Annotated in this window: 21 protein-coding genes; 7 read left to right on the forward strand and 14 right to left on the reverse strand. The window is 64.8% G+C overall.

Translation table 11 applies throughout. From position 1 onward, the window contains the following. Window positions 1–22: 22 nt before the first annotated feature. Complete coding sequence (locus K2U94_RS04780; RefSeq protein ID WP_252393666.1) at window positions 23–931, reverse strand: DUF1003 domain-containing protein; 909 nt, start codon at window positions 929–931, stop codon at window positions 23–25. A gap of 261 nt (window positions 932–1,192) precedes the next feature. Further along, the gene (locus K2U94_RS04785; RefSeq protein ID WP_243066120.1) at window positions 1,193–2,017 is read right to left on the reverse strand and encodes a carbon-nitrogen hydrolase family protein; all 825 of its coding nucleotides are present in this window, start codon (window positions 2,015–2,017) and stop codon (window positions 1,193–1,195) included. A 116-nt stretch (window positions 2,018–2,133) separates the two neighbouring features. On the opposite strand from K2U94_RS04785, the gene K2U94_RS04790 reads away from it, so the two are divergent. The 5 genes from K2U94_RS04790 (at window position 2,134) to K2U94_RS04810 (ending at window position 9,314) form a co-directional block, all read left to right on the forward strand. After that, window positions 2,134–3,357, forward strand: a complete 1,224-nt coding sequence (locus K2U94_RS04790; protein WP_243066121.1) for a metallophosphoesterase family protein — start codon at window positions 2,134–2,136, stop codon at window positions 3,355–3,357. Beyond that, window positions 3,354–6,827 (forward strand): ATP-binding protein, encoded by a 3,474-nt coding sequence (locus K2U94_RS04795; protein WP_243066122.1) that lies wholly within the window; start codon window positions 3,354–3,356, stop codon window positions 6,825–6,827. Before K2U94_RS04790 ends, K2U94_RS04795 begins: the two co-directional genes overlap by 4 nt. A gap of 67 nt (window positions 6,828–6,894) precedes the next feature. Continuing rightward, on the forward strand, window positions 6,895–7,233 hold the full coding sequence (locus K2U94_RS04800) for a hypothetical protein (protein ID WP_243066123.1): 339 nt from the start codon (window positions 6,895–6,897) through the stop codon (window positions 7,231–7,233). A 94-nt stretch (window positions 7,234–7,327) separates the two neighbouring features. Continuing rightward, window positions 7,328–8,296 carry a formyltetrahydrofolate deformylase gene (gene purU, locus K2U94_RS04805; RefSeq protein WP_243066124.1) on the forward strand — a complete coding sequence of 323 codons (969 nt, stop codon included), beginning with the start codon at window positions 7,328–7,330 and terminating at the stop codon, window positions 8,294–8,296. A gap of 538 nt (window positions 8,297–8,834) precedes the next feature. Next, the gene (locus K2U94_RS04810) at window positions 8,835–9,314 is read left to right on the forward strand and encodes a hypothetical protein (RefSeq protein WP_243066125.1); all 480 of its coding nucleotides are present in this window, start codon (window positions 8,835–8,837) and stop codon (window positions 9,312–9,314) included. A gap of 564 nt (window positions 9,315–9,878) precedes the next feature. Here K2U94_RS04810 and K2U94_RS04815 read toward each other — a convergent pair. From K2U94_RS04815 to K2U94_RS04840, 7 genes are all read right to left on the reverse strand, one after another. Continuing rightward, the gene (locus K2U94_RS04815; protein ID WP_243066126.1) at window positions 9,879–10,235 is read right to left on the reverse strand and encodes a hypothetical protein; all 357 of its coding nucleotides are present in this window, start codon (window positions 10,233–10,235) and stop codon (window positions 9,879–9,881) included. Between the two features lie 101 nt (window positions 10,236–10,336). Beyond that, a complete protein-coding gene (locus K2U94_RS04820) occupies window positions 10,337–11,038 on the reverse strand; it encodes a CopD family protein (protein WP_243066127.1) in 702 nt (233 codons plus the stop codon). A gap of 218 nt (window positions 11,039–11,256) precedes the next feature. After that, window positions 11,257–11,631, reverse strand: coding sequence for a copper homeostasis periplasmic binding protein CopC (copC, locus tag K2U94_RS04825; RefSeq protein ID WP_243066128.1), 375 nt, complete (start codon window positions 11,629–11,631; stop codon window positions 11,257–11,259). A gap of 57 nt (window positions 11,632–11,688) precedes the next feature. Further along, the gene (locus tag K2U94_RS20510; RefSeq protein ID WP_272884924.1) at window positions 11,689–11,811 is read right to left on the reverse strand and encodes a hypothetical protein; all 123 of its coding nucleotides are present in this window, start codon (window positions 11,809–11,811) and stop codon (window positions 11,689–11,691) included. A 55-nt stretch (window positions 11,812–11,866) separates the two neighbouring features. Further along, window positions 11,867–12,229, reverse strand: coding sequence for a copper-binding protein (locus K2U94_RS04830; RefSeq protein WP_243066129.1), 363 nt, complete (start codon window positions 12,227–12,229; stop codon window positions 11,867–11,869). 22 nt (window positions 12,230–12,251) lie between these two features. Then, on the reverse strand, window positions 12,252–15,437 hold the full coding sequence (locus K2U94_RS04835; protein ID WP_243066130.1) for an efflux RND transporter permease subunit: 3,186 nt from the start codon (window positions 15,435–15,437) through the stop codon (window positions 12,252–12,254). After that, complete coding sequence (locus K2U94_RS04840) at window positions 15,434–16,816, reverse strand: efflux RND transporter periplasmic adaptor subunit (protein WP_243066131.1); 1,383 nt, start codon at window positions 16,814–16,816, stop codon at window positions 15,434–15,436. The genes K2U94_RS04835 and K2U94_RS04840 overlap by 4 nt, the downstream gene beginning before the upstream one ends. A 272-nt stretch (window positions 16,817–17,088) precedes the next feature. Between K2U94_RS04840 and K2U94_RS04845 the strand changes: the two genes are divergently transcribed. Beyond that, the gene (locus K2U94_RS04845) at window positions 17,089–17,334 is read left to right on the forward strand and encodes a hypothetical protein (RefSeq protein WP_243066132.1); all 246 of its coding nucleotides are present in this window, start codon (window positions 17,089–17,091) and stop codon (window positions 17,332–17,334) included. A gap of 3 nt (window positions 17,335–17,337) precedes the next feature. Here K2U94_RS04845 and K2U94_RS04850 read toward each other — a convergent pair whose 3' ends face one another. Beyond that, complete coding sequence (locus tag K2U94_RS04850; protein WP_272884898.1) at window positions 17,338–19,704, reverse strand: heavy metal translocating P-type ATPase; 2,367 nt, start codon at window positions 19,702–19,704, stop codon at window positions 17,338–17,340. Between the two features lie 71 nt (window positions 19,705–19,775). Between K2U94_RS04850 and cueR the strand changes: the two genes are divergently transcribed. Next, window positions 19,776–20,174 (forward strand): Cu(I)-responsive transcriptional regulator, encoded by a 399-nt coding sequence (gene cueR / locus K2U94_RS04855; RefSeq protein WP_243066133.1) that lies wholly within the window; start codon window positions 19,776–19,778, stop codon window positions 20,172–20,174. Window positions 20,175–20,369: 195 nt separating this feature from the next. Here the strand turns inward: cueR and K2U94_RS04860 are convergent, their stop codons facing one another. The 4 genes from K2U94_RS04860 to K2U94_RS04875 all read right to left on the reverse strand — a co-directional run bounded on the left by K2U94_RS04860 (window position 20,370) and on the right by K2U94_RS04875 (window position 23,612). Beyond that, window positions 20,370–21,143: a COG4705 family protein gene (locus K2U94_RS04860; RefSeq protein WP_243066134.1), complete on the reverse strand. Its 774-nt coding sequence runs from the start codon at window positions 21,141–21,143 to the stop codon at window positions 20,370–20,372. Window positions 21,144–21,216: 73 nt separating this feature from the next. Beyond that, entirely contained in the window at window positions 21,217–21,531 is a 315-nt protein-coding gene (locus tag K2U94_RS04865) for a PepSY domain-containing protein (RefSeq protein WP_243066135.1), read from the reverse strand. Between the two features lie 99 nt (window positions 21,532–21,630). Then, a complete protein-coding gene (locus K2U94_RS04870) occupies window positions 21,631–22,974 on the reverse strand; it encodes an ATP-binding protein (protein ID WP_243066136.1) in 1,344 nt (447 codons plus the stop codon). Then, window positions 22,953–23,612, reverse strand: coding sequence for a response regulator (locus tag K2U94_RS04875; protein WP_243066137.1), 660 nt, complete (start codon window positions 23,610–23,612; stop codon window positions 22,953–22,955). The genes K2U94_RS04870 and K2U94_RS04875 overlap by 22 nt, the downstream gene beginning before the upstream one ends. Window positions 23,613–23,774: the final 162 nt, after the last annotated feature.

A 23,774-nucleotide genomic window follows, 5' to 3' on the forward strand; every position in this document is an offset into this window, starting at 1 on the left:
CGATGCAATGCCACCGCAAAACCTATTCCTGATCATTCTCGGCGTCGGGCGATTGGTCCAATTCCTGCGCCTGACCATCGTCGATGGGCTTCGGCGTCTTGATTTTTTTGTGCCGACCGCCCTGGTGTAGCATTTCGATCTGCACCTGCTGGATTTCCGACAGGCGTTGCCATTGCCGGGAGATGAGGTAGTCGATCTTTTCGTGCAGATGGCGAATTTCGAGTTCCGCCTTGAGGTTTACGCGATAGTCGTTGAAGGAGCGCTGACGGTCTTTTTCTTCCTGCCGCTTCTGGCTCATCATGATGACCGGCGCCTGGATCGCCGCAAGACAGGACAGCACAAGATTGAGCAATATGAAGGGATAGGGGTCGAATGCGGCCCGTTCGCCTCTTGCAATATTGAAAGCCATCCAAATCAACATGACGACGCCGAACGATATCAGAAAGGCCCAACTCCCGCCGAAGCTTGCCAGTTGATCCGATAGGCGTTCTCCGAGCGTGCGGTGTTCGTCGTATTCTTCCTCGGTGTTCTCGGCGATCGTATCCTGTTTCGCGATGCTTTCGGCGACCTCCCGGTCGAGTTCCGAAAACTCGCCGTGCTCCTGCTGGAGCAGCTCTTCGACGTAAAGCATCTGATAGCGAGCAAGTTCGCCATAGCTGATCTTCGCGTTCGGCGGCAGGTCCGGGAAGTCGCGTTGGATACGCTCGGCGAGCGAAGGCCGCAAGCTGTCGATGCGGACCAACTGGCGCTTGCGGTACATGCGCCCGCTGATCGCCGAGGTCGCTTTCTTGACGCGCTGTTTGACGTCGATTGTCTGGTCGTCGTCGTCGTCGATGAAGTCCTGCTCTTCGTCAAAGTTCTGCTGATCGACCTCTTGATCATCGAGGTTGTCGTCAAGCGGAGGTTTCCCGCTGGTTGGCGTCGTGGACAATGTCGTCTCCGGAACAAATCGCGTGAGGGTTTCCGTGGCGGGCGGCCGACGGGCGTTACCACAAAGCCGCGGCGGGGCCAAAGCGGCTTCGGGTCGCGCGCCGTCATAACGGATTGGTTGTCAGATTGTATGACGATGAACGGCTGTTTTGGCCAGGCGGGTCTTCCGCCCGATGTCTGCCTGCCGCCGTCCGGCGGCGAAATGCAATCTGCGCAATGGGCGATCAAGAGCGAATGGGCCGATCAGGACCGAAGGGGCCGATCAGGAAAAGGACTCGCGCCTCTGCGCCGCGACCGGGATGGCGGCGCGCACCTTGGCGACGAGCGCGGCGTCAAGCCGCGCGGCGACGAAGCCGGGCGCGTCGGCGACCATGGCGATGCGGCGCCCCCACGGGTCGCAAATCAATGAATGGCCATAGGTCTGGCGGGTTTCGCCCTTGACCTGATGGGCGCCGGTCTGGGCGGGCGCGAGGAAATAGCTTTGCGTCTCGATCGCCCGCGCCCGGCACAGGACCTCCCAATGGTCCTTGCCGGTCTGCAGGGTGAAGGCGGAGGGCAGCACGATGGCCTGGGCCCCGCGCGCCGCCAGCGCCTGAAAAAGCGCCGGGAAGCGAATATCGTAGCAGATGGCGCAGCCTAAGGTCAGGCCCTCGGCCTCATAGGTCACGACGTCGCCGCCCGGCCTGAAGGCGGCGCTTTCGCGATAGGCGGCGCCATCGGGCGTGGTGACGTCGAACATGTGAATCTTGCGATAGACCGCGATTTCGCGGCCCAGGCGGTCGAAGACCACGGACGTGTTGGACAGGCGGTCGCCGTCGGCGTTCCTTTCGAGCAGGGAGCCGGCATGGAGGAACACGCCATGTTTGGCGGCAAGCTCCGCGCCCAGCGCATAGGCCGGACCCTCGCGCAAAATTTCGGCGGCCTCGAATTTTTCCGGTTTCGAGCCGCCGAGAAAATCGAACACTTCCGGCAGGCCGATCCAGTCCGGCTTTTCGAAAGCCACAGCCTCCTCGATCAGCCGCCGCGCCTGCGCCAGATTGGCGGGCTTGTCGGCGGTCGAATTCATCTGGATCACGCAGGTCTTCATGTCTTCCCGCCCTCTTCGGCGCTCAGCAGAGCAAGTTTCGCGCGGCAAAACAAGCAAAGCCTTCTGTCGCCGCGCGGCCCGGCCTAGAATTCGCCAAACGAATCGCCCGGGCCTTCATGCGCTTCACCTTCCTCCACGCCGCCGATCTGCATCTCGGCAGCCCGTTCCGGGGCCTGAGCCTGCGCGACGAGGCGCTCAGCCGTCGACTCGCCGGCGCCAGCCGCGAAGCTTTCGTCGAACTCATCGACCGGGCGCTCGAAGAAAAAATCGCCTTCGCCATTTTCGCCGGCGATATTTTCGACGGCGACTGGCGCGACGCATCGATCGCTCTGTTCTTCAACCGCCAGATCTCGCGGCTCGCCAAGGCGGATGTGCCGATTTTTCTCCTCAAGGGCAATCACGACGCCGATTCCGTCGTCACCAAGAGCGTCGTTCCGCCCGATCTCGCGCGGCAGTTTCCGACCGGCCGGGAGGGAACTTTCGAACTTCCAGAATTGCGCGTCGCCCTGCATGGCCGCGGCTTTTCGCATCGCGCCGAGAGCGAAAATCTCGCACGCGCCTTGCCGCCGCCCAAATCGGGCTGGTTCAACATCGGCGTCCTGCATACGTCGCTTGACGGCCGCCCCGGCCATACGCCCTATGCGCCCTGCACGCTCGACGACCTGCGCGCGAAAAACTACGATTATTGGGCGCTCGGCCATGTCCACGCCCATGAAGTGGTCGCACGCGATCCCTATGTGGTTTTCCCGGGCAATCTCCAGGGCCGCAACATCCGCGAGACCGGCCCGAAAGGCGCCGTTCTGGTCGATGTCGCCGACGGGCAGGTGAGGGACTTGCGCCGCCTAATCGTCGATCGCGCCCGATTCGCGGAGATTGCGCTCGACGCCGCCGGCCATGACGATGCGGCGAGCCTGCTGCGGGCGGTGGAGGCCCGCGCCGGCGGCGAGGTCCGCGAGGCCGAAGGCCGTCCGCTCGCCTTGCGCATCCGCATTTTTGGCGCGAGTCCGCTCCACGTCCAATTCGCCGCCGATCCGGCGCGCTGGCGCGACGAGATCGAGGCGGCGGCGCAACGCGCCCACGAGGATGTCGCGATCGAGCGGCTGCTGTTCGAGACCGGGGCGCCGCCTTCGGCGCCGCGTTTCGATAGGGAATTCGATTTCGCGGCTTTGCTCGACGCCTGCCTCGCCGATCCGGGCCTGCGCGAGGCGGCGCTTGCCGCGCTCGGGACGATCGAGGCGAAAATTCCGGCGCCGGGCCTGAGCCTCGGCGACGACCTCGACGCGCTTCTGCGGGAGGCGCGCGACCTCGCTTTGGCGCGCGCCGAAGGGGGCGGGTCATGAGGCTGATCGAACTCACCCTCGACTGCTACGGCCCGTTCAACGGCGTGCGCCTGGAATTCGATCCCGGCGCGCGGGTCCATATCGTCTATGGCGCGAACGAGACCGGCAAATCCTCGGCCCTGGCGGCGATCGGCGACCTGTTTTATGGCGCGCCGCGCCGGGAAAAAATTTCCTTCCTGCGGCCGAGGGACATGCGGCTCGGCGCGACCATCCGGGGCCGCAACGGCCAGATCATGCAATTCTTCCGCCGGCGCGGCGACAAAAATACTCTGCTCGACGCCTCGGGCGCGGCCCTGCCCGACGATGCGCTCGCGCCCTTCCTCGGCGCGGCGACGCGCGAGATTTTCCATCGCGCCTTCGGCCTCGACGCCGCGAGCCTGCGCGCCGGCGGCGACGACATGTTGCGCGCCGAGGGCGAGATCGGCGCGAGCCTGTTCGCGGCGGCCTCGGGGTTGCGCGGCCTGCTCGACCTGCGCGCGGGGCTGGATGCGGAGGCGGAAAAGATTTTCGGCGACCGCCGCGCCGGCCATCGCGCCTTCTATCAGGCCCTGGACCGCTATGATGAGGCGCGGGCGCAGGAAAAATCGGCTCAGGTTTCGGAAGGCCAGTTGAAAGGTCTCGCCGACGCCATCGACACGGCGGCGGCGGAAATCGCGGATATCGAAGCCGCGGAAAAGGAGGCCCAGGCGGAAAGGCTGCGGTTGGAGCGGCTGCGCAAGGCAGCGCCGCTCCTGCGGCGCCTGGCGCTGCTGCGGGCCGAGGCGGCGCTTTTCACCGATCTCGCCGCCATTTCGCCGGAGGCGGCGGCGAAATTCGCGGAGTTTCTGGCCGCCCGCGGCCGCGCCCGCGAAACGGCGGAACGAGCCCGCAAAACCAGGGAGGCGGCGCGCGCGGAGGTGGAGGCTGCGCAGCCGGACAACGATCTGCTCGCTCAAGGCCAGACGATCGAGGACCTGATTCGCGCCAGCGGCGCCTATGAGAAATCCGCCGCCGACCTGCCCCGGCGGGAAACGGCCCTCCGGGACGCCCGGCAGCAACTGGATCTGCGCGCGCAGGCTTGCGGGCTGGCGACGATCGAAGGCCTGCGCGCCGCCGCGCCGGACGCCGCGACCTTGCTGCGCGCCGAAAAGCTGATCGGCCGCGGCAGGGAGTTTGCGGCCACCAAGCAGCAGCCGGAGCGCGATCTCGCCGACGAGGAGAGCCGGCTCGCCGCCCTTGGCGCCCAGAACGGCGAGGCCCTGCCCGAGGCCGAGGCGCTGCGGGAAAAGCTGCGCGCCTTCGGCGATATCGAACGGCGCGACGCCAGCCTGCAAGACGTTTCTCGCGCCTGCGCCGATGAGGCGCGCACCCTTGCCGAGGCCCAGGGCCGGCTGTCGCCGCCGCTGCCCGATCTAGACCTTTTCGCCTGCCGCCCCAGCCCGGACGCCGGCGCGATCGAACAGGCGGCGCGCGCCTTCGACGATTTTCGCGCGCGCGAGGCCGAGGCGCGGCGAAAGGCGGAGGAAGCGGGGGAGCGGCTCGCCGCCGCCGAGACCCAGCTGCGCAAGCTGGAGCTGGAAGGCCCGCTCGTCCGTCTCGCCGATTTGCGCGCCGCCCGCGCCCGGCGCGACGAAGCGTGGTCTTCCCTGCGCGGCCTGTTCGCCGACGGAAGCAGCGCCGATCCCGCCCGGCTCGACGACCGCGCCCGGCTGTTCGAGGCGCTCGCGGTCGAGGCCGACCGCAGCGCCGACATCCTGCTCTCCGGCGCCGCGCGGGTCGCGGCGGCGGAAGCCGAACGCGAAAAAATCGCTTTTCAACAGACGGAAAAAGACCGCGCCGACGCCGCGCTGGCCCAATTGGCCGAAGAAGGCGTATGGTCGCGGGAGGATTGGGCGCGCGCCTGGGAGGCCTGCGGCGTGACCCCGGCCGCACCGCGCGACATGCTGGCCTGGCGCGCCAAGGCTGACAATCTGCTGGCGGCGCGCGATGATCTCGCGCGCGAAAAAGCCCGCGCCGAGGGGCTGCGTCAGGCGCTGGAGGAGGCGAGGCCGGGGCTGGAGGCGCTGGCCGGCGCATGCGGCCTGCCGTCCTTGCCGCTTGGCCCCGGCGCGCTTGCGCGCAGAATCGCCGCGCGAATCGAGGAAATCGCCAAGGCGCAAGCTGTTTCGCGCGAGGCGCGCGCGCGCCTCGCCGACGCGCCCGAGCGGATCGCCAGGCTCAAGGCCCAGCTCCGGAAGCTTGGCGATGACGAAGCGTTGTGGCGCGATCAATGGCTCGACGCGCTCGCGCGTTTGCGTCTCGATTCCGACGCGACATTCGACGAGGCGCAGGCGCGGATCGCGCTCTGGCGCGGCCTGCCCGCTGAACTGGCCGACGAAGAGGAAAAGGCGCGGCGGGTCGACGCGATCCGCGACGACATCCTTGCCTTCGAACAGAGCCTCGACGCCCTGCTGGCGCTGTGCGGCCGCGACATTCCCGCGCGGCCGGCGGAAACCGCGGTCGCGCGGCTGCGCGAAAGAATCTTGCGGGCGCGCGAAACGTCCGCTTTGCGCGCCCGCGCCGAACGCGACCTGCAGGCGGGCGCGGAATCGGCGCGGCAGGCTGAGGAGGCCTGCGCCCTGGTGGAGCGGGAGGTCCGAAACTTTTGCGAGGACTTCGGTCAGAACGGCGAGCCGGAGCAGCTCGCCGCGCGCCTTTCCGCGCGTGAGGCGGTCGAGCAGGAGATCAGGACTCAACGCGCCAGCCTCGCCTTGGTCGCCGATGGTTTCGAGGAGGCGGCGCTGGCGCGCGAAATCGAGGGCTTCGACGCCGACGCCGCGCAAATTCGCATCGACGAGATCGGCCGGCAGGGCGAGGAGCGCAAAACCCGCGCGCGCGAAATCTATGCCGGGCAGAGCGCCAAAAAGGCCGAATGGGCGCGCCTGCAGGACAGCATGGGCGCGGAAGCGGCGATCCTGGCCCGGGAGAGCGCGCGCGCGGAAATTCATGAGCAGGCGCGGCGCTGGGCGGCGCTGAAGCTCGCCGCGCTTCTGGTTGACGCCGGATTGGCGCGCCATCGCGCCGAACGCAAGGATCCGCTGCTCGCCCGCGCCGGCGCCTTGTTCTCGGCGCTGACCGAAGGGCGTTACGCCGGGCTCGACCAGAATTTCGGCGAGGACGACCAGCTTCGCCTGCGCGCGCGGCGCGCCGACGGGGCGGAGCTCGAACTCAATGGGTTAAGCGAAGGCGCGCGCGACCAGCTCTATCTGGCCTTGCGGCTCGCCTTTCTCGAAGATTACGCCGCGCGCTCCGAGGCGCCGCCCTTTATTGGCGACGATCTGTTCGCGAGTTTCGATGATTCGCGCGTCGCGGCCGGATTCCGAGCGCTGGCGGCGGCGAGCGCGGCGATTCAGCCCATTCTTTTCACCCATCATGCGCATATCCTGCGCCTGGCCGAAACGGCGCTCGGCGGGAGCGCGCAAATCCTGCGGCTCGACGCGCAAGAGGCATGAATTATGTTCTGGCGCCAAATTTGTTTTGCGCTAAATTATTACCAAACAGAAATCTGGGGACTGCATCATGCGTCAGAATCGTAAGAGCGGAATTTCCAGCCATCTCGTGCGGCTGATGATCGCCAATTGGGCGCTCGGCTGGGCGGTCGGATTCGCCTGCGCCGGGGCGGTTCTCGTCTCCAATGTCGGCGGAATCCGCGAAATCATGATGCGGTCCGACGTCATGCTGCAGGGCCTGGCGCTGCTGTTCGGCGGCTTCGGCTTCACCTTCGGCGGCGTGGTCTGCGCGACCGCCATCATGCTGCTGCCGACCGACGAGGACTCGTGGAATCACCGGGGCGGCCGGCGCGCGCCGATCCTGCTCCCGGCTTACGCTCTGGCCAAGGTCCGCGCCGCGCGCCCCTAAGTCGCCGCGCCGCATCGACTTTTCGCCCCACACGGGCTACACAGCGGAATCGCCCGCCCGGCCATGCGCCGGGGGGCCGTTGTGAAAACTGGTCATGCCTTCCACGCTCCGTTCCAAGCCCGCTCAGGCCGGCCGCAAATCGCAATCCGGCAAGAAATCCCAAACCGGACTATGCGCGGAGCCGCCGCTTCCGCCCGCGCCGGGCGGAGAGCATTATCGCCTGCTGCTGACCTGCCAGAACCGTCCCGGCATCGTCGCGCGCGTCGCCGGCCATATTTTCCAGGCGGGTTTCAACATCGGCGATTCGCGCCAGTTCGACGAATTCGAAACGAATCAGTTCTTCATGCGCATCGAGTTCAATCCGGTGTGCGCCGACGCCGACGTCGAAGCCTGGCGCGCCAGCTTCACGGAGCTTGCCGAGGAATTCGGCATGAAATGGACCCTTTGCGCGGCCTGGCGGCGACCGAAGGTGATGATTCTGGTCTCGAAATTCGACCATTGCCTGGCCGATCTGCTCTACCGCTGGCGCATCGACGACCTGCAGATCGACATTGTCGCCATCGTCGCCAATTACCCCCGAGAGGCCTATCCCCATCTCGATTTCGGAACGATTCCCTTCCATTATCTGCCGGTCACCCGCGAAACCAAGATGGAGCAGGAGGCCGAGATCTGGGCCCTGGTCCAGGAGAGCGGCGCGGAGCTGGTTGTGCTCGCCCGCTATATGCAGATATTGTCCGACGGCCTCGCCGCGAAACTCTCCGGGCGCTGCATCAACATCCACCATTCCTTCCTGCCGAGTTTCAAAGGCTCGAAGCCCTATCACCAGGCGCACGCGCGCGGCGTGAAGGTCATCGGCGCGACCGCCCATTATGTGACCTCGGACCTCGACGAGGGGCCGATCATCGAGCAGGACGTCGAGCGCATTTCGCATCATCAAACGCCGGACGATCTGATCCGCAAGGGCCGCGACATCGAGCGCCGGGTGTTGGCCCGCGCCGTGCGCTACCATATCGAAAGCCGCGTGCTGATCAACGGCCGCAAGACGATCGTGTTCACGGAATAAAGCGGCATACCCGCTCTCGCAGGGCAGCGAACGGTGAAAATTACACGCCGGGCGCCCTGGATCGACGCCTGCATTCGGCTCGTTGCCGCCGGAGCCGCCGTCACCGGCGATGGTCTCATCATGACCCAAGGCGGAAATTCGTCATTGGAATCGTCGCGGTCCGCGAAAAGCGGTGAGCGGTCATACGCCGAAGGAACGGTTAAGGGGCTTGAGCCGTTGTAGGTTCAACGGCAAGTTTGCACCATAGCGGATATTGATGAGAGGGCAGAGATTCCGCTCCGGATCCGAGCGATGGGAAAGCCATGAACATCGCCGCCTCATTGGATTCTCGTTGCGGCCATCGCACAGCGGCGCAATCCCGCTGTGCGAGTCATCGGCGTCATTTGTCCCATTCAACGCGCCGTCGATTTCCGCGCAAGAGATGGCGTTGCATGCGCCGAAGGTCGGCACAGCTCATTGACGCCTGCGGCTATCTGCTTGTTCACTCGAAGGAAGAAAGCCTTGGGCGATATTCGACGCGTCTCGAAAGGACCGAGCTATGCGCCTGAACGTTGCCGCGTTAGCCGCGACGACGGTTTGTTGCCTCGCCGGGATCGCTTTCGCGCAGATGGCGACGCCCGCCGAGCAAATACGGCCGGTGAGCCCCGTCGCGGCGGACGATCGCCAGGCTGTTCCCGTCACGCCCGCCACGCGCATTTTTGTTCTTGCTGAAATGCGCACAATGCTGGCGGCGGCGCAGGGCGTGGCCGAAGCTGCCGGCAAGCACGATTTCAAAGCCGTTGCAGCCGCGGCGCGCACGTCGGGCCTGAAGGCGTTTGAGGGGATGCCCAAGCAGATCATGATGGAGCTGCCCGAAGATTTTCGCGGGCTGGGACGCCAATCGCATATGTCGTTCGACGCGATCGCGCAAGCGGCAGATTCGGGTTCGGACGCGACGGTCGTCAGCGCGAAATTGGGGGAGGCGCTGCAGTTTTGCGTCGCTTGCCACGAGGCCTATCGCTTTACACCGAAGAAGTGAAAGCGAATAGGCCGCACGCGAAGGGCGCGAGGCGCCGATACGACCGCGGAAGGCTATGGCGGCCGAATACGGAGAAAGCGAAAATGCGCGTCGTCGGATCTTCGACGACAAAGGCCCGGGCCTGCGGCTCAGTCTTCGTTGGAGCGTCGTTTGTCGTCGCGCTCGTCGCTTTGGCGGCGCCCCCGCCCGCGGAAGCGCGTCCAATCTATGCCCGGCAAACCAATTTGCCTTGCGGCAGCTGCCATATCAATCCTCAAGGCGGCGGGCCGAGAAACGCTTTTGGCCGCGCTTTCGCAAGAAACGGACACCGTCTGCCCGGCAAGGCAGGAGATGGGCGCCGTCAGGGCGGCGAAGGTTCTAAGCCTGAGCGCTACCGCCACATGATGGACGGCGGCATGATGGGGCCGGGAATGATGGGCGGCGACGGGCGTTAGCGAAACGCTGTGGACTTTGCCGTGACGCCGCTCGTTCCTGTCGACGGCGGGACGCCGATTGTCGAATACGCGACGCACGTCGCCCTTGAAGATCTGCAAAATCCGCCGCGACAAAAGTTTCGGGGCCGACTCAAGGAGATGCTGAACGCTCAAGCGTCGCCGGGCGATATGCAAGGGGAATGACATGATGTGGCATAACGGATGGATGTCGTGGAATTCGGGCGGAGGCTTCGGCGTCATGTGGATTGGGCCGATATTTTTGATCGTTATTCTTGCCGCGGCCGTTTGGGCGGTAAGCGCCTTTGCATCGAAAGGCGGTGGCGGAAGGCGGCTTCCGTCGCCCGACGACAAGACGCCGCGCGAGATTCTCGATGAACGTTTCGCGCGGGGCGAGATTGACGAGGAAGAATACCGCCGCCGGCGCGACGCGCTCAAATCGTGAAGGAACCGCCGGGTTTCGATCACGCAATGGCCAGATGTCGTCCAAATTGCGAGGCGTATGCAGTGCCGCAGGCTGAATTCGCTGGATTCCGGAATTTGGCGGCGCAACGCAGCCAATCGATCGCCCGCGCCCGCTCTCGATTTCGACTATCCGGTCGGCGATGTGACGCCCATGAAGGCGGCCACGGCGAGGACGACCGCCGCCAGGCCCTGATCGACGACAACATGGCGAAGCAAATCCTTCGTCGCTTCTTTCCGGCGGGCGCCAAGCAAGGGCGTCAGCACGAAGCGGTTGCGGTAAGCGATTGCGATCAGCGCGCCGAACAGCACGACTTTGGACACAACGCACCACCCCCAAGCAGTGAGGTCCGACGGGTTCAGGGCCGCAACCTCCGGTTGGATATTGAGGGCGGCGCCGACAAGGACCAGCGCAACGGCGCCGGTCGCCATGGTCGCGAAACGTCCCAGCGCGAACTGAACATAGGGACGGACGCGATCGTCGTGTTTCGCTTCAGCCAATATTGTGCGCAACGGCCAAAGCCCACCGATCCACGCCGCGCCGCCGAGGAGGTGCAGCGAATAGCCGGCAATAACGAACGGCCTCACCTTGTCGGGCAGCGCCGCCGGATGACCGATTCCCGCCTGACTGACCAGCAGCGCGCCGACGAGAACAAGCACGATGCCGGTCGCCGCATTGCGGGCCGGCAAGCGCCTTCTCGCCAAGACCAACGCGCCTACAAGAAGCGCGGTCAACAGAAGACGGGCCAGCCACAGGCGTCCGAAGCTGGCTTCGAGAAAAAAGGCCTTCACAAAACCGGGGTCGCCTACACTGATCCAGCCGTCGCCCATGCTTGCGATCGATGTCGCCACCCAGGCCAGCAGCGATAGCGGCTGAACCGTCCCCGCGACCGCGATTGCCCGCCGCGTCGATGAAGCCAACCGTTCGCCGCAAGGCGCCGGGGCCGCGCGCGTGACATAGAACGGGAACAGAACGACGCCGAACAGAACGAAAAGCGAAAAGAACTGCGCCCATCGCGCCGCCGCGAGAATTGCGAACAGGGCGTCGCTCATGGGCGCACTTCGAAATGATAGCTCCCCCGCATCACATGGGTGTCATTGCTGACGCAACGCCATCGTGTTTCATAGGCGCCGGGCGGCAAAGGCTGGGAAAGCTTGACGACGAGCGTCGCAGGAGCAGCCTGATCGACATAGGCTTTGCCCGCCGTGGCGACCGGCCCCTTAGCGCCGACGATCTCGATGGCCGACATGCTTGGCTCGACGGCCTCGCTGAACGCGATGCGCACTTCTTGCGGCCCCGCGGCAACGATCGAATCCGGCGCCGGACTGGCGCTCTTGAGATGCGCGTGAGCGGACGCGCCCGAGATCAGCGCGCAATAAAGCAACACGGGAGCGAGATACCGGAGTTGATGTCTTGCTATCATTATTTCCTCCTTCATGTGGATTTGCGCGTCGTCGACCTGACGCCGCGCCGTTCGTGGTCAGCGGCGCAAATATTTGATCAGCGCGGCGATAGCCAGAACGATGACGACGAGGATCAACAGCCAAAACAGACCCATTCCCCACATCGCGCCGCCGCTCATCATTCCTTCGAAACCCGTCATGGCGTTTCTCCCTTTGTCTCGCCCGCGACGGGCGCGTCCCGATGGCGTCGTCCGCTCATTCGTCTGTTCTGATTGCGTCGATGACGTAGACGCCGTCGACGCCGCGATTCAAGGTGAAGGAGATCTTTGAGCCGGGCTTGAGCGAGCCGAGATCGATTCCCGGCGCGACGCCGAAATTCATGGTCATTCCCGGCCAATTCAGCGCGGCGATCGGCCCATGGGTGATGTTGAGCTTGCGCGCCTTCGTGTCGATCGTGTTCAGGGTTCCCTGTCCGGTTGGTTCGTCGGCTTGCGCGACGACAATCGCGCCGGCGGTTGATGCGGCGACGGACGTGGCGACGGCGCCGATCAGAATCGTCGCTACGGCGCAGATCGTCCTGGCGAATGCGGTCCGGCGATGACAAAGCTTCGATTGCATATGCGGTCTCCTGATAGTCGGCCTATTCGGCGGCCGAGGATTCGACTGGCGGAACGTGAGAGGGCGTTTGGTCGGCCGCTTTCGCCGCCGCGCGTTCGCGCGGCAGCCCAACCCCCTTCATGAGGGCGTAGATGGCGGGGATGACGACGAGTGTCAGGAGCGTGGAGGACGTCATGCCGCCGATCATCGGCACGGCGATCCGCTGCATGACTTCCGAGCCCGCGCCCGTGCTCCAAAGAATTGGCACGAGGCCGGCCATGATGGCGGCGACCGTCATCATTTTCGGACGCACGCGCTCGACTGCGCCGCGCATGATCGCGTCGTGCAAATCGGCGCGGGTGAACGGCTGGGCCGCCTCGGCGCGTTCGGCCGCGACCTCCGCCATAGCCTGGTCGAGATAGATCAACATCACCACGCCGGTTTCGGCGGCGACGCCGGCAAGCGCGATGAAGCCTACCGCGACCGCGACCGACATGTTGAACCCCATGAGCCACATCAGCCAGACGCCGCCGACCAGCGCGAAGGGGAGCGACGTCATTACAATCAGCGTCTCGGTCAATCGCCTGAAGTTGAGATAGAGGAGCAGGAAAATGATGAGCAGCGTGATCGGCACGACCACACGCATCCTCGCCGCGGCGCGCTCCATATATTCGAACTGCCCGCTCCAGGCGACGTAATAGCCCGGCGGGAATTTGACCGAATTCGCCACCGCCTGGCGCGCCTCGGCGACATAGGAGCCGATATCGCGGTCGCGGACATCGACATAGACATAGGCCGCGAGCTGGCCGTTCTCGGTGCGGATCGCGGTCGGCCCGCGAACGAGTTGGATCTTGGCGACCTGGCCGAGAGGCGCCGTGCCGCCGGCCGGCAGCGGAACAAGCACGTCGCGGGCGATCTCTTGCGGCGAGGAGCGGAAATCGCGCGGATAGCGGATATTGACGCCATAGCGCTCGCGCCCCTCTACCGTGGTCGTGACGGTCTCGCCGCCGAGGGCGGTGGCGATGACCTCCTGCAGGTCGCCAATCGTCAGGCCATATTGCGCCAGCGCCGCCCGATCCGGGACGATATCGAGGTAATAGCCGCCTATGATCCGTTCCGCATAGGCGCTCGACGTGCCTGGAACCTTTCTGACCACCGATTCAACCTGACGAGCGAGGGCCTCGATCTCATTCAGGTCGCGGCCGAAGATCTTGACGCCTACCGGTGTGCGAATGCCGGTCGAAAGCATGTCCAGGCGGCCCTTGATCGGCATGGTCCAGGCGTTGGAGACGCCGGGAAACTGGAGCGCCGCGTCCATTTTGGCGATCAGCTTGTCGATCGTCAGGCCGGCGGGCCATTGCTCCTTCGGCTTCAACTGGATCACTGTCTCGAACATTTCCATCGGCGCGGGGTCGGTCGCGGTCGCGGCGCGCCCGGCCTTGCCGAAGACGGATCGCACTTCGGGGAAGCTCTTGATGATCTGGTCCTGCGTCTGGAGAAGTTCTGCCGCCTTGGTGACCGAGAGGCCGGGCAAGGTCGTGGGCATGTAAAGCAGCGTGCCTTCGTTGAGCGTCGGCATGAACTCGCTGCCGATCTGGCGCGCAGGCCACACGGTCGCGGCGAGCGCGGCCAACGCGACCAGGACAGTTAACACCCTGGCGCGCAGGACCGTCTGGATCACCGGCCGATAGAGCCAGATCAGCAATTTGTTGAGCGGGTTTTTGTGCTCGGGAATGATCTTTCCGCGCACGAAAATCACCATCAAGGCGGGAACGAGCGTGATCGACAGGATCGCCGCCGCCGCCATCGAAAAGGTCTTCGTATAGGCGAGCGGGCGGAACAGCCGCCCTTCCTGCGCCTCCAGAGCAAAGATCGGCAGGAAGGCGGCGGTGATGACCAGAAGGCTGAAAAAAAGCGCCGGACCCACTTCCGTAGCGGCCTCGATCAGGATGTCGAGCCTTGGCTTGCCAGGCGGCGCGCGCTCAAGATGTTTGTGGGCGTTCTCGATCATCACGATCGCTGCGTCCACCATCGCCCCGATGGCGATGGCGATGCCGCCGAGGCTCATGATGTTGGCGCCGAGACCGAGCGTCTTCATCGCCGCGAAGGCCATGAGCACGCCGACCGGCAGCATGATGATCGCGACGAGAGCGCTGCGCACATGGAGCAGGAAAATCACGCAGACGAAAGCGACGATGAGGCTTTCCTCGGCGAGCGTGTGTTTCAGCGTCTCGATCGCCGCGTCGATAAGCTGCGAGCGGTCGTAAACGGGAATGATTTCGACGCTCTTGGGCAGGCTCGACGCCATCCGCGCGAGGGCCGCCTTGACGTTGTCGATGACGGTGAGCGCATTGGCGCCGAAGCGCTGGATGGCGATGCCGCTCGCCACTTCGCCATCGCCGTTGAGTTCGGTGACACCACGCCGCTCGTCGGGACCGATCTCGACCCGCGCCACGTCCTTGAGCCGCAGCGGCGTGCCGTTGTCCGAGCGCAGGACGATATTTTCGAGGTCGGAAACTCCTCGTAGATAGCCCCGCCCGCGCACCACGAATTCGAATTCGGAAAGCTCAACCGTACGGCCGCCAACATCCGTGTTGCTGGTGCGGATGGCGTCCCGCAGCTTTTGCAGCGGAATGCCGAGTTCCTGCAAGCGGCGCGGATCGACGACGACATTATATTGCTTGACGAAGCCGCCAACGCTCGCGACCTCGGCCACTCCCTCGGCCTTGGCGAGGCCATAGCGAATGGTCCAGTCCTGAAGCGAACGCAGTTCGGCGAGCGTCATTTCCTTGGCGACGACGGCATATTGATAGACCCAGCCGACGCCGGTCGCGTCCGGACCCAGCACCGGCGTGACGCCGGCTGGCAGCTGTTTGCCCGCGGCGGAGAGATATTCGAGCACGCGCGAGCGCGCCCAGTAGAGGTCGGTTCCATCCTCGAAAATGATGTAGACGAAGGACACGCCGAAGAAGGAGAAGCCGCGCACGACTTTCGAACGTGGCGCTGTGAGCATGGCGCTGGCGAGCGGATAGGTGACCTGATCCTCGACGACCTGCGGCGCCTGCCCCGGATATTCGGTATATACGATGACCTGAACGTCCGAGAGATCGGGAAGCGCGTCGAGCGGCAACGTGCGAAGCGCCAGGACGCCGGCGGCGACGACAAAGACCATCCCGATGAAAATCAGGAAAAGATTGCGCGCCGACCAGGAAATGAGACGGCCGATCATTTCGACGCCTCCGCCGGATCGAGGCCCTTCACCGCCGCCTTGAGATTGCTCTCCGCGTCAATCAGGAAATTGGCGGAAGTAACGACCTTGTCGCCTTCGGAAACGCCCCGACGGATTTCGACCATGCCCTCGCCATGCATCCCGGTCTTGACCTGGCGAGGCTCAAAGCGGCCGTCTCCCAGATCGAGGAGCACGAGCTTTTTCGTTCCGGAGTCGATGACGGCGCTTTCGGGAACCGTCACGACCTTGGCGCCGTCTCCCGCCGCGATTTCGGCGTCGACATACATGTCGGGCCGTAACACGAGGTCTGGATTCTGCAATTCGATCCGCACGCGCGCGGTGCGCGTCTCGCGGTTGATCTTCGGATAGACCAGGCTGACCTTGCCGGAGAAAACGCGGCCGGGCATGCCCCGCACATGGATCGACGCCGCCTCTCCCGGCCTGATCCTCGGATAATCTTGCTCGGACACATCGACCAAGGCCCAGACGACGGACAGATCGACGATCTTGAAAAGCTCCTGTCCCGCGTCGGCTTTCATCCCGTCCACCGCCGTGCGTTCGAACACGAGGCCGTCGCGCGGCGCTGGCCAATCCACGCTCAGCGGAACCTTGTGTGAGCGTTCGATCTCGGCGATGAAATTCGCCGGAGCGTTCAAAACATCCAGTCGCATGCGCGCGCCGACATAGTCCCGATTGGCGAAATATTGTGCGGCCGCCGCGGCGATCTCGGGCGAATAAAACCTGAAAAGCGTCTGGCCTTTCCTGACCAAATCGCCGGTCGTCACATTGGCCACCTTCTCGATGAAGGCGGTCGAGCGGGTCGCCACGATCGTGACGCGGCGTTCGTCAAGTTGGATCGTTCCCGGGGCGCGAATGCCGGAAACGACCGCTTGCAGCTTGGCCGCCTCGGAGCGCACGCCGGTGCGCTGCACCTTGCCCGGCGACAATGTGATGGCGGAGGACTCCTGATCCTCGCCCTCATAGACGGGCACGTAATCCATGCCCATCGAATCCTTCTTCGGCGTTGGCGAAATGTCGGGGAGACCCATCGGGTTCCGGTAATAGAGGATGTGTTTCCCGGCCGTCTTCTCATGCCCCGCCTCAGGCGCGGCTTTCGCCGGCGCTCCGATCGGCGGGAGCAGCTTCGCGATGTCTGCCGCGCGCACGGGCAGGAAATCCATGCCCATACCGTCCTTCTTCGGGCTCCTGGACAGTTCGGCCCCGCCCATCGGGTCGCGATAGAACAGAATCGGGTCGTCCTGCATTTGCGCGGCGGCCGAAAAGGCCAGTCGCGAGACGAGCGAGGGCGCGGCGAACGCCGCAAGGGCGCAGCCGCCGACGAGCGCAAGCGCGCCCGCGAAACGAGCCTTGGGTGACATGATTTGAAGATCTCCTGGCCGGAGCGCGGCCTTCGCGTGACATCGCGCGGACGCCATTCGCCCTTCAGGGCGAATGGCGATCCAGTTTCACGGCGTCAGGCGATGGGGGGGCGGAGGGCCGGAGACGCGGGCAGACTTAAAAGGCCGGCGAGGCGGAACAACGGGAACAATACGGGCAAAGCGATGCGTGGCGCCGGCGCAAAGGCTTGAGTTGCAGCGAGCGGCGCCGGAGCGGCGCAAAGACCCAGAGCGCAGCATTTGGGAATCGCGCTATGGTCGTCGCTCTGCCCATGATGATGATGCATCGTCGATTCGGCCGCCATGGGCGGACAGCAATGATGCGCTTTGGCCGCCATGGCTCCGTTCGCGACCAGCAGGCCGCAAAGTGCGAAGACCGAGAAAACGACGCGAAGCCAGCTCATCATCCAGAACGCTTCCAGTGCGAGGCGCAATATTATCATCAACCGATGTGGTTGAACAGGTTTTCAACGCGCGGAGCAGGCGCGCGTCCATTTTGAAGGTCACAGCTTAGTCGTTCTCAAACGAGCTGCGTTGGCGATCACGCTGACCGAAGACAGCGACATCGCCGCCGCGGCGATGATCGGCGAAAGCAGAATTCCAAAGAAGGGATACAGGACGCCGGCGGCGACCGGGACGCCAAGCGCATTGTAGACGAAGGCGAAGAACAGATTCTGCCTTATGTTGCTCATCGTCGCCTGCGAAAGCCGACGCGCGCGCACGATGCCCGTTAAATCGCCTTTGAGCAGCGTCACGCCCGCGCTCTCCATCGCGACGTCCGTCCCTGTTCCCATCGCGATTCCGACATCGGCGGAAGCCAGAGCGGGCGCGTCGTTCACGCCGTCGCCCGCCATGGCGACGACCCTTCCCGCCTCCTTGAGGCGCTGGACGATCAGGCTCTTTTTGTCCGGCAGAACCTCCGCCTCGACATCGTCGATGCCGAGCCGGCGCGCCACGGCTTTAGCGGTTGTCCAATTGTCGCCAGTCAGCATCACCACCTTGACGCCGTCTTCCTTGAGCGCCGCCAAGGCGGAAGGCGTCGAGGCCTTGACCGGGTCGGCGATGGCGAAAACGCCCGCAACGCGTCCGTCAACGCCAACGAAGATCGCGGTCGCGCCGTCCTCGCGAAGCCGGTCCGCCTGCGCAGCCACGCTTTCGGTTAAGATCCCTTGTTCTTCAAGGAAACGGGCGTTGCCGAGAAGGACGTGGCGGCCCTCGACCGTCCCCAGCGCGCCGCGGCCGGTGGGGGAATTGAAGCCCTCGACGGGGGCGAGCTCCAATTCGCGCGCCTCGGCGGCCGCGACGATCGCGCGCGCCAGCGGATGTTCGCTCGCCCGCTCCACGGAGGCGGCCAGTCGGAGCACATCCGCCTCGCCAAAGCCCCGCGCCGCGGCAATCGAGGTCACCGCCGGCTTGCCTTCCGTCAGCGTCCCGGTCTTGTCGATGACGAGCGTATCGACCTTCTCCATGCGCTCCAGCGCCTCGGCGTTCTTGATCAGCACGCCGGCCCGGGCGCCGCGGCCGACGCCGACCATGATCGACATGGGCGTGGCGAGGCCGAGCGCGCAGGGGCAGGCGACGATGAGAACCGCCACGGCGGCGATCAGACCATAAGAAAAGCGGGGTTCCGGACCGAAGATCGACCAGGCGGCGAAGGCGAGAACCGCGACGCCAATGACCGCCGGAACGAACCATCCGGAAACCTCGTCGGCAAGACGCTGGATCGGCGCCCGGCTGCGCTGCGCTGCCGCCACGAGTTGAACGATCTGCGAAAGCATGGTGTCGCGGCCGACCCTTTCGGCCTGAACGACGAGGCCGCCGCTCTGGTTGATCGTGCCGCCGATCACCCGGGCGCCGGCCTCCTTGGTGACCGGCATGGATTCGCCGGTGACCATGGATTCATCCATGGCGCTGCGCCCTTCCAGGACGATCGCGTCCGCAGGAACTTTTTCACCGGGTCGCACCCGCAGCCGATCGCCGACTTCAACGGCGTCGAGCCCGATTTCCTCTTCGCCGCCGTCCGCCTTGATGCGGCGCGCCGTTTTCGGCGCCAGATCGAGCAAGGCGCGAATGGCGCCGCTGGTGGTCTCCCGCGCCCTCAATTCGAGCACTTGCCCGAGCAGCACCAGCACGGTGATGACCGCCGCCGCCTCGAAATAGACCGCCACCGAACCATCGGGACCTCGGAAAGCCGCCGGGAAGATTTCCGGGGCGACGGTCGCGGCGACGCTATAGGTCCAGGCGATGCCCGTGCCCATGGCGATCAGGGTGAACATATTGAGCTGGCGCGTGACGAGCGACTTGGCGGCGCGCACGAAAAAGGGCCAGCCGGCCCAAAGCACGACGGGCGTGGCGAGAACAAGCTGAACCCAGTTCGAGGTCGAGCGGCTGATGAAACGGTCGAGGTTAAACAGATGCCCGCCCATTTCGAGGAGGAAAATGGGCAAAGCGATCGCCAGGCCGAGCCAGAACCGGAGCGTCATGTCCTTGAGTTCGGGACTGGGGCCGGTTTCCGCCGTCGCGACGATGGGCTCCAGCGTCATCCCGCAAATCGGGCAGTTGCCGGGACCGGCCTGCCGGATTTCCGGGTGCATGGGACAGGTATGGATCGTTCCCTTGGGAACTGCTTGGGCCGTCCCCTTGTTCGCATCCGGCCGCGCGTATTGCGTCGGATCCGCGATGAATTTCCCGCGGCATCCTTCGGCGCAAAAATAATAGGTCGCGCCGCCGTGAACGGCGCTCAGCGCCTTTTGTGGATCGACCGACATCCCGCAGACAGGATCCTTCGTTCCTTCCCGATGCGCGGCCGCCTGATGCGAATGAGCGGCATGACCGGGATGGTCATGCGCGTGCGTGGTTTCTTCGCCCATCACCAAGGTCCTTCCCAAGTCTTAGTTGAAAGCGTACACCTTCCCATGGTTGGAAGGTCAAGGGGATGGCGATGAATATTGGTCTGGCGGCGAATGAGACCGGCGTCTCGGCCAAAATGATCCGTCATTACGAGGCGATTGGGCTGTTGCGCCCGGCCGCGCGGCGCGCAAATTCCTATCGTGATTATGGCGAGCGCGACGTCCATGACCTCAGGTTCATTCGACGCGCTCGCAAACTCGGCTTTTCGATCGAGGAAATTGGCGACCTTCTCGCATTATGGCGGGACGAAACCCGTCCAAGCAGCGAGGTTCGGCGCATCGCCATGACGCACGTCGAGGATCTTGAGCAGCGCGTGGCCGAAGCGCAGGCGATGATTGCGACATTGCGCGCGCTGGTCAACGCATGCCCCGGCGACGCCACGCCAAATTGTCCGATCCTTCAGGAACTTGGCGGGACGCGCCTTAAATAGGCAAGGACGCCCCGCTGCGCAGGCGCAAGGAGAGGAAGCGAACCGCCCTCGATCATGCTCACCAGTTGCCAGGCGCCATAAATCCGGTTCCGGTTGCGAGCATGGATTCGTGCGGTTCACGGAATTTCCGCATTCAGCGTCACTCCGGCCATTTCCGCTTCGGCGCTGGCGCCCGCTTTTGCCAACTTCTGCCGGTCACGATGTCGTTTGTGTCGACGGATGCGTTCCCGCGCGCTGGGGGAAGACGACGATCAGGGCAAGGATGGCGACGACGAGCACGGCGGAAGCATAATAGCGGCTCAAGGCCAGTCCCCCGAGCGCGTGCGGCTTGTCCAGAAGATCGCCGACCGTGGCGCCAAGTGGCCGGGTCAGGATGAAGGCGCCCCAGAAAAGCGCGACGCGCGAAATGCTGGTGAAATAATAGAGCGCGGCGGTCATGAGAATCGCGGCGCCGAAAACCAGTGCGCCGCCGCCGAAACCCAAGCCGTTGGTGTCGGCCATCCAGTCGCCGAGGGCCGTGCCAAGCGTCTGCGAAAACAGGATGGTCGTCCAGTAGAAGGCCTCGACCCGTGGCGTCGTCACCGTTTCGACCGAGACGCTACCCTCCGCCCAGCGCCACACGGCCAGCGAGCTCACGAGCAGCGCGAGCAGCAGCGACGAACCGCCGGCATAGCCGATCCCGAGCGACCGGTCGGCAAAATCGGCAAAAGTCGTGCCGACTGTGGTGGTGGCGACGATCGTCAGCCAGTAGAGGTAGGGGTTGAAGCGGCTTTCGCGAACCTGGGCGGTCACGGCCAGAACGAAAATCACGGAAAAAATCATCGTGCCGACGGCATAGCCGAGGTTCATCGACATGGTGACGGCGTCGCCGCCGGTTTCTCCGAGCGTCGTCGCAAGAACCTTGATGATCCAGAAGCCGAGCGTGACCTCGGGAACCTTGCTCAGCGCCGCTTTTCGGGCCTCATTCATGGAATGCCTCATGAATTCCTTGGCCTGCCTTCGCCGCGCGCGGCGAAGGCAGGCCGGACATGTCGCGTCGAACTCAGTCCGGATGGGGGCCTTCACGGTCGTTTTCCAGAACCTTGCCGGTCCTGGCGTCCACGCCGACCTCCTGGGTCACGGCGCCGCGCCTGATGTCGAAGGAATAGCGCAGACCGCTGCCTCCGCGCTCACGCTCGAGCTCTTCATCCGTGATCGCGCCGGGATGCGCTTTCAGGGCGATGGCGCGCGCCTCCCGGATGCCAACCTTCGCCTCTCCAGCCAATTTCTGTCCGGTAAAGGCGAACGCCGGCGGCGCAAGCGTCAACAAAACTGCGATCCCGCCAATCAGGCCCAGCCTTTTTGATGTCAGGTTCATTATTTTCTCCAGTGGCCTCCGGCCATTTGCGGCGCTTGGCCGCAGCTGCGCGAATGTCTCGCATCCGGATGATTGTGCGACAGAAGAATTAGGGGCGAATTAGGCGCCGCCGGGGCGGACGGCGTCGCGCGGGAGGACGACCCGCGCGATGACGCCGCTCGTGCCGTCCGAACGGTTTTCGACGGTCAGTTCGAACCCATGACGTTCGGCGATCCGGCGCGTGATCGCCAGACCGAGGCCCGTCCCTTCCGTATCCTGGGGAGCGCCTCGATAGAAGCGATCGAAAATACGGGTTTCGGCGCCCTTGGGCAGACCTGGCCCCGTATCGACGATTTCGACCACGGGGCGGTTATCGCGGCGAACGAGCGCGACATCGATCCTTCCGCCGGCGGGCGTGTAGCGTGTCGCATTGTCGATCAGGCTCGCGAATAGGGCGCGGACGTCCCGCTCGACGCCCTGAACCATGGCGTCGGCGGCGAATTCGATTCCAATGTCCAGGTCTTTGTCTTGCGCCAGCGGCGCGCAGTCGGCGACGCCGTCGAGCAGAAGCGCGCGCAGGTCGAACGTCTCGCTCCTGGCGGGCGGAGGTTCGTCGAGCCGAGCGAGGTCAAGAAGTTGATTGACCAACGCGCCCGCGCGCTTCACCCCCGCGGCGAGCGTGGCCACGCGCTCGTCTTGACCCGCGCCGCGGACGCCGGCGAGATTCTCGACCTGGATTTGCATGGCGGCGAGCGGGGTGCGCAGTTCATGCGCGGCGTCGGCGAGAAATCGCTTCTTCGCCTCGGTTGCAGCCTGAAGGCGCCCGATGAGTCCGTTCATGCTTTCCACGAGCGGCTTCACTTCGGTGGGAACGCCGGCAAGCGGGATTTGCTCGGTCGCAGTCGCGCTGCGCGCCGCGATTTTTGCGGCGAGGTCGTTCAGCCGCCCGATCATGCGGTTCATCGCCCATCCCACCACCAGCCACGAAAGCGGAATGACAATGAGGATCGGCGTGGCCGCGCCGAGCGCCGCGCTGTCCGCGATTTCGGCGCGAACCGTCTCCCGCTGGGCGACCTGCACAGTCCGGGCCTGGTCGCCGACCATATAGACCCGCCACGATTCGCCGCCGGCCGAGGCATTGGTGAAGCCCGGCTTGGCCTGGCGTGGAATCCGGACATCCGGCATGGATTGATGGATCATGCGGCCGGCTCCGTCCCAGATCGTGATCGCGAAGCGATCCTCGGGATCCTGGTCCGCGGCCGCCGGACCCGCCGCCGGCGACAGGCCCGTCCCGGCGTTCAGCGCAATCTGCCGGAGCTGGCCGTCAAAAAATTCCGCTGCCTCGCCGCGGGCGTAAACATAGGCGACGAGGATCGCGGCGAGGCCGACGATCGTCAGCAGTCCGGTCATCCAGATCAGAGCGGCGCGGCGCAGGGAGTTGGTCATGACTTCGGGACCATCCATCCCGCGCCCCGGACATTAAGGATGACGGCCTTTCCGAACTTGCGCCGGATCGAATGAATCAGGACGTCGACGGCGTTGCTCTCGACTTCCTCGCCCCATCCGTAAATGCGCTCTTCGATCTGAGCGCGGGAAAGGATTCGTCCCGGCCTTTCGAGCAGCGCGTGCATCAGGGCGTATTCCCGCGCTGGCAGCACCTCTGTCACCTTTTCGTAGGACATTTCATGGGTCTCGGTGTTGAGCTCCAACGCGCCTGTGGCCAGTAGAGCCGTGGCCTGACCGGCTCGGCGCCGGATCAGCGCGCGCATGCGCGCCAGCAGTTCGCGCGTCTCGAACGGCTTGACGAGATAATCGTCGGCGCCGAGATCGAGCCCGGCGACGCGGTCGTCGATATGATCGCGCGCGGTGATAATGAGCACGGGCGTGTCTATGCCTTCGCGCCGGCCCGCCTTCAGAACCTCGAACCCATCGGCGCGCGGCAATCCCATATCGAGCAGCACGATCGCATAGCCTTCGTCGCGCAAGGCCACCTCGGCCTGCGCGCCGTCGCGGACCCAGTCGACCGACATTCCCGCGGCGGAAAGCGCCGTGACCAAGCCCTTGCCAATCATCGCATCGTCTTCAATGAGCAGAACGCGCATTTGTCACCAACTCTCACCGGAGGTTTCACATTCCAGCGCCGCGCACAAGACGGAAGAGACTCTCCGCTGCGACGGCAATCGAGGAGGCGTGCGGCGGACGACGTCCGCAAAGTTCATGATTCGCTGGATAGCTCCGCCGGAGTTTCGGCCGTTTCGGGCGGT

It is taken from the genome of Candidatus Rhodoblastus alkanivorans (genome assembly GCF_022760755.1).
Classification (GTDB): Bacteria; Pseudomonadota; Alphaproteobacteria; order Rhizobiales; family Beijerinckiaceae; genus Rhodoblastus; species Rhodoblastus alkanivorans.

Coding starts and splice junctions, on each gene's coding strand:
- K2U94_RS04860 (WP_243066134.1), bottom strand. CDS start 21,143: ATGAATGAGGCCCGAAAAGCGGCGCTGAGCAAGGTTCCCGAGGTCACG.
- K2U94_RS20510 (WP_272884924.1), bottom strand. CDS start 11,811: ATGACGGGTTTCGAAGGAATGATGAGCGGCGGCGCGATGTGGGGAATG.
- copC (WP_243066128.1), bottom strand. CDS start 11,631: ATGATAGCAAGACATCAACTCCGGTATCTCGCTCCCGTGTTGCTTTAT.
- K2U94_RS04875 (WP_243066137.1), bottom strand. CDS start 23,612: ATGCGCGTTCTGCTCATTGAAGACGATGCGATGATTGGCAAGGGCTTG.
- K2U94_RS04810 (WP_243066125.1), top strand. CDS start 8,835: ATGCGCCTGAACGTTGCCGCGTTAGCCGCGACGACGGTTTGTTGCCTC.
- K2U94_RS04840 (WP_243066131.1), bottom strand. CDS start 16,816: ATGTCACCCAAGGCTCGTTTCGCGGGCGCGCTTGCGCTCGTCGGCGGC.
- K2U94_RS04835 (WP_243066130.1), bottom strand. CDS start 15,437: ATGATCGGCCGTCTCATTTCCTGGTCGGCGCGCAATCTTTTCCTGATT.
- K2U94_RS04850 (WP_272884898.1), bottom strand. CDS start 19,704: ATGGGCGAAGAAACCACGCACGCGCATGACCATCCCGGTCATGCCGCT.
- K2U94_RS04870 (WP_243066136.1), bottom strand. CDS start 22,974: ATGGATGGTCCCGAAGTCATGACCAACTCCCTGCGCCGCGCCGCTCTG.
- K2U94_RS04785 (WP_243066120.1), bottom strand. CDS start 2,017: ATGAAGACCTGCGTGATCCAGATGAATTCGACCGCCGACAAGCCCGCC.
- K2U94_RS04790 (WP_243066121.1), top strand. CDS start 2,134: ATGCGCTTCACCTTCCTCCACGCCGCCGATCTGCATCTCGGCAGCCCG.
- K2U94_RS04820 (WP_243066127.1), bottom strand. CDS start 11,038: ATGGGCGACGGCTGGATCAGTGTAGGCGACCCCGGTTTTGTGAAGGCC.
- K2U94_RS04830 (WP_243066129.1), bottom strand. CDS start 12,229: ATGCAATCGAAGCTTTGTCATCGCCGGACCGCATTCGCCAGGACGATC.
- K2U94_RS04845 (WP_243066132.1), top strand. CDS start 17,089: ATGGTCGTCGCTCTGCCCATGATGATGATGCATCGTCGATTCGGCCGC.
- K2U94_RS04795 (WP_243066122.1), top strand. CDS start 3,354: ATGAGGCTGATCGAACTCACCCTCGACTGCTACGGCCCGTTCAACGGC.
- purU (WP_243066124.1), top strand. CDS start 7,328: ATGCCTTCCACGCTCCGTTCCAAGCCCGCTCAGGCCGGCCGCAAATCG.
- K2U94_RS04800 (WP_243066123.1), top strand. CDS start 6,895: ATGCGTCAGAATCGTAAGAGCGGAATTTCCAGCCATCTCGTGCGGCTG.
- cueR (WP_243066133.1), top strand. CDS start 19,776: ATGAATATTGGTCTGGCGGCGAATGAGACCGGCGTCTCGGCCAAAATG.
- K2U94_RS04865 (WP_243066135.1), bottom strand. CDS start 21,531: ATGAACCTGACATCAAAAAGGCTGGGCCTGATTGGCGGGATCGCAGTT.